3 protein-coding genes and 1 pseudogene are annotated in these 4,377 nt (G+C 44.7%); 1 reads left to right on the top strand and 3 read right to left on the bottom strand.

What is annotated here, in order from left to right; genetic code table 11:
• Both argJ and gatB read right to left on the bottom strand, forming a co-directional pair.
• Positions 1-916 (bottom strand): bifunctional ornithine acetyltransferase/N-acetylglutamate synthase (argJ, locus tag F6K20_RS25940; protein WP_287296564.1); only part of this gene is annotated, 916 nt, incomplete at its 3' end.
• Between the two features lie 314 nt (positions 917-1,230).
• Positions 1,231-2,718, bottom strand: a complete 1,488-nt coding sequence (gene gatB / locus F6K20_RS25935) for an Asp-tRNA(Asn)/Glu-tRNA(Gln) amidotransferase subunit GatB (RefSeq protein WP_008177699.1) — start codon at positions 2,716-2,718, stop codon at positions 1,231-1,233.
• 697 nt (positions 2,719-3,415) lie between these two features.
• Here gatB and F6K20_RS25930 point away from each other — a divergent pair.
• A complete protein-coding gene (locus F6K20_RS25930; RefSeq protein WP_008177697.1) occupies positions 3,416-3,631 on the top strand; it encodes a hypothetical protein in 216 nt (71 codons plus the stop codon).
• A gap of 173 nt (positions 3,632-3,804) precedes the next feature.
• Here the strand turns inward: F6K20_RS25930 and F6K20_RS25925 are convergent.
• Positions 3,805-4,341 (bottom strand): annotated as a pseudogene (locus F6K20_RS25925) (aminotransferase class I/II-fold pyridoxal phosphate-dependent enzyme); the annotation flags it as partial.
• Between the last annotated feature and the right edge of the window lie 36 nt (positions 4,342-4,377).

The following is a 4,377-nucleotide window of genomic DNA, read 5'->3' as shown; positions in this document are numbered from 1 at the left end:
TCCCAACAATCGTCTTAGCAATTTGACGAGCCCCTTTATCATCCGGTGCGCCAGTGACTTGGACTTCAATCAAACAGGTTGCCCCTTCTCCATCCCGTGCGATCGCTTTTGCCAAATGCTGACATACTGCTGTCAGCATCCCCTCCAACTTCTGAGCTGCTGGTCCCATTTCTGTAATTGCTGATGTTCGGGACTGACCATTAGCCAAGGCAATTAGAGTGTCATTGGTGCTGGTATCCCCATCTACGGTAATTTGATTAAAACTGTTATCCGCTGCCCGCTTTAACATCTGTTGCCAAAGGGAGGTAGAAACTGCCGCATCACAAGTTACAAATGCTAGCAGAGTCGCCATGTTGGGATGAATCATACCAGAGCCCTTAGCAATACCACCCATCCTGACCGGACGGTCATCAATCATGGTTTCCATAGCAATGGATTTAGTGACTAAATCCGTGGTAATAATCCCTTGAGCTGCTGCATCGGAACCAGTTTCTGATGCTTGTGCTACCAATTGGGGAATTCCTGACAATAGAGCATCCATCTTGATTCGTTGACCAATCACCCCCGTCGATGCCAACAAAATCGAATTAGGAGAAACATTGAGTGCTTCACCCAAAGCTTTAGCACTAGCTAGAGCATCCTGCCAACCCTGCTCACCTGTTGCTGCATTGGCTTGTCCAGCATTACACAAAATAGCACGAGCACTAGCTTTAGCTTGTAAGCCTTGACGGCAATAATCTACACAAGCAGCCCGGACATGACTGGTGGTGAACACCCCAGCTGCGATCGCATCCACCTCTGATAATATCAACCCTAAGTCTGGCTGACCCGAAGGTTTTAAACCTGCGGTAATGCCTGCTGCCTGATAGCCCCTGGGAGCTGTTATCCCACCACTAATCTCTTGCCAGTCCGACATGATTCCTCCATTTAAACCATAATTCATGCCCAATCCGGGATTATACCAAGTCTTCTGGACTTACGCACCAAGGGTATTGATCTGTAGCTTGATGTGTAGCCGTAATTTCCAGAATTGCTATAAAATCTCAAAACTTTACAAAAAAACAAAAAAAGGGGTTACACCCCTCATACAAAATAGTGTATATTTTGATATGTAGATGCACCCTGATGATCGGGAGGGTCACGACAGTGACTCTCCTTTTCTTTGTTATTTGTTATTTGTGATTGGTCATTAGTGATTGGTGATCAGCAACAGCTGGCAAGCCCGTTACCTCAATCACCCTTGAGCTTCTTGCCCAAAATTTGGTTAGTCAGCTTAGGATCAGCTCGTCCGCTAGTTTTCTTCATCACCTGTCCCACAAAGAAACCTTGCAGCTTGGTCTTACCATTGCGATACTGTTCGAGTTTCTTAGGATTGGCAGCCAGTACCTCATCAATAATGGTTGAGAGTTGATCCGGGTCAGAGATCTTAATCAAACCCTTACGTTCCACCAGTTCCCTAGCAGAACCACCTTGAGACAGTAATTCTGGCAAAATCTCCTTGGCAATCTTACCACTAATGGTGTCATCATCAATCAAGTTAATCAGTTCTGCCAGAGTATTGGGTTTCAGAGCAATCTCTGTAATAGCCAGTTTCTCAGTCTTAAGATAAGCAGCAATATCTCCCATTACCCAATTTGCGGCTTGTTTGGGATTAGCATTAGCAGCAACACTTGTTTCAAAATACTCTGCCACTTGACGATCATCCGTCAACACCCGGGCATCATAGGCAGAAAGTCCCAGTTCACTTTCATAACGATGCCGCTTCTGGGCAGGAAGTTCTGCTAGCTCACTGCGCCATTGCTCTAATTGTTCCGTTGACACTTCAATCGGTGGTAAGTCAGGTTCAGGAAAATAGCGGTAATCGCTAGATCCTTCCTTAGTCCGCATACTAATGGTGCGTTGACTACCCTCTTCCCAAAGGCGAGTTTCTTGAATAATCGATTTTCCAGCTTCCACAGCTGCGATTTGCCGGTCAATTTCGTACTCAATCGCCTTCTGGATAGCATTGAAGGAGTTCATATTTTTGATTTCAACTTTGGTGCCAAACTCCTTTTGACCCACAGGACGTACAGAGATATTGACATCACAACGCAGGGACCCTTCTTGCATGTTGCCATCACTGACACCGATGTAGCGTACAATCCGACGCAGCTCTTGAGCGTATTCTGCTGCCTCTTGACCAGAGCGCAGATCCGGTTCTGATACTATTTCAATCAGGGGTACCCCAGCACGGTTGAAATCTACTAGGGAGTAGGTAGAACCAGCCAGTCGGTCACTACCAGCATGAACCAGTTTCCCTGCATCTTCCTCCATGTGTAGGCGAGTGATGCCAATCGTTTTACGGATAGGATTACCGTCATCATCGGACACTTCAATTTCCAGTGAGCCATGCTCAGCAATGGGCAAGTCGTATTGGGAAATCTGGTAGTTTTTGGGTAGGTCAGGATAAAAATACTGTTTCCGGTCAAATTTGCTGTAGGGAGCAATCTGGCAATTGAGTGCTAAACCCGCTTTGACAGCATACTCTAGTACCTTTTGATTCAGAACCGGTAACACCCCTGGCATCCCCATACAAATTGGGTCAATATTGGTATTAGGGGTAGCACCAAATTTTGTGGAAGAGTTAGAAAAAATCTTGGTTTCGGTACTAAGCTGACAATGGGTTTCTAAACCAATGATTGCTTCGTATTGAGTTTTAGCTGGTGCAGCAGTAGTCATTGGATGTTATGATTAAGGGTTAAGTTTATTGATGGAACTTAGGGCATTTTTTGTCCACTATTCCCATTAATGTACACTATTTCATTAGCTACAGCGTCAATCATTGCAATTACTGGCAGGATTCAAGTTAACAATTTTTAGGTAACTTTTGATGTTTCCAGCTTGGTAATTGTTCGACCTTTTTACATACCATTATTATAGCAAATGTGTCTTACGCTATAATGTCGTAAGTGTAATGTTAAAGGGCTTTTTTTAACTAAATACTTACGTTTAATGGCTAGGCTAGCTGATGAAAATTAGAGACTGTTTATAAAGTAAATCTTAAGACAGCGATTACTTGGTGAATATTGGTGGGTTACGGCGGACAGCTCTGTTAATAGGTGAGCTTTTCTCTTGGTGCGCGTTCACCCTTGTCGGGAAACCCGACCGGGGTCGCACCGCAATCAGCTCATCATCTTTCCCTGTCGTGATCAGGAGTGTAGCGATATCACAGAATCATCTTAATGTCCAGATCACCCGGCTGTTTTTTAGTCAGCGATTTTAGATTAATGTGACTAAAGATTCGACAGAAAACAAAGGTCTTTCATAAGCTAGGCGATGGACGCGCGTCCCGCTTTCAGCGAACGCATATCAGCCTGTGATCGCCTTTCATCAAGCAATCATCCAGTGATCTTATTAGGTCAAATCAGGGGTAAGCATGACTAATCGACAAATCCCACTAACAGAAGACTACACTCGCCCTTGGGCTCTTATGCGTCTACTGCCTAAATGCCAAAGGTACACAGTTGCTAGGTTCTTTAATCGTCAGGATGCTGATAACCATCTCCGATTTTTGGATCGGTATATGCCAGAAGCAAAGTTTGAAGTAGTTTTCGATCTGCCTATCAATGAGGATACTAATCAGGTGCTGTAACACGTTAACAATAAATAACATCGGGCAATAACATAGGGTGTAGGTAAACCTATGGTTTTCAAGGGCCGCCCCATAGCTGATTAGGGTTTAACCTACTAAAAACTCATTCTGAGCTGTTGCTCCTAATACCTTGCCCTAACCCTTAACATTAAATTCGACAGGGTATTAGGTACCTATTGATGAGATTGCAAAAATCCTGAAATTCTCTCCACTGCTCTTTCCAAAACTTCTGGTTCCTGTACTAAGGCAAAACGCACATAGCCTTCACCAGCCTTGCCAAAACCAGCTCCTGGAGCAACAGCAACCCCAGTGGCTTCTACCAAGCTAGTACAAAATTTCACTGAGTTCCCTGCCCAAGGTTCTGGCAATTTTGCCCAGACATACATAGTGGCTAGTGGCACTGGCACTGACCAACCAATCCGGTTTAAAGCATCGACAAAGGTATCCCGTCGCTGTTGATAGGTGGTGACTACAGGTTTAACAATGTCTTGAGAACCATTCAACGCTGCGATCGCACCATTGAGAATCCCCCTGTATTGGTTAAAGTCAATGGCCGCTTTCACCTGCCGCAAAGCTCGAATCACTTGAGCATTACCGATAGCATAGCCAATCCGGAAGCCTCCCATATTGTAAGACTTGGAAAAGCTAAAAAACTCAATCGATACAGTTTTATCTGGGTCTGCTTGCAAAACTGAGGGAGCAACAGAGGTGGGATTAAGGCTTTCTGGGATTTTCCCGATCTGCTA

It is taken from the genome of Moorena sp. SIO2C4, from assembly GCF_010672485.1.
GTDB classification, from domain to species: Bacteria; Cyanobacteriota; Cyanobacteriia; order Cyanobacteriales; family Coleofasciculaceae; genus Moorena; species Moorena producens.
The sequence above is the reverse complement of the archived record's forward strand: the minus strand, read 5'-3'. Positions and strand labels throughout refer to the sequence as shown.

Bases quoted from the DNA above. Each gene is read 5' to 3' on its own strand.
- gatB (WP_008177699.1), bottom strand. From the start codon at position 2,718: ATGACTACTGCTGCACCAGCTAAAACTCAATACGAAGCAATCATTGGT.
- F6K20_RS25930 (WP_008177697.1), top strand. From the start codon at position 3,416: ATGACTAATCGACAAATCCCACTAACAGAAGACTACACTCGCCCTTGG.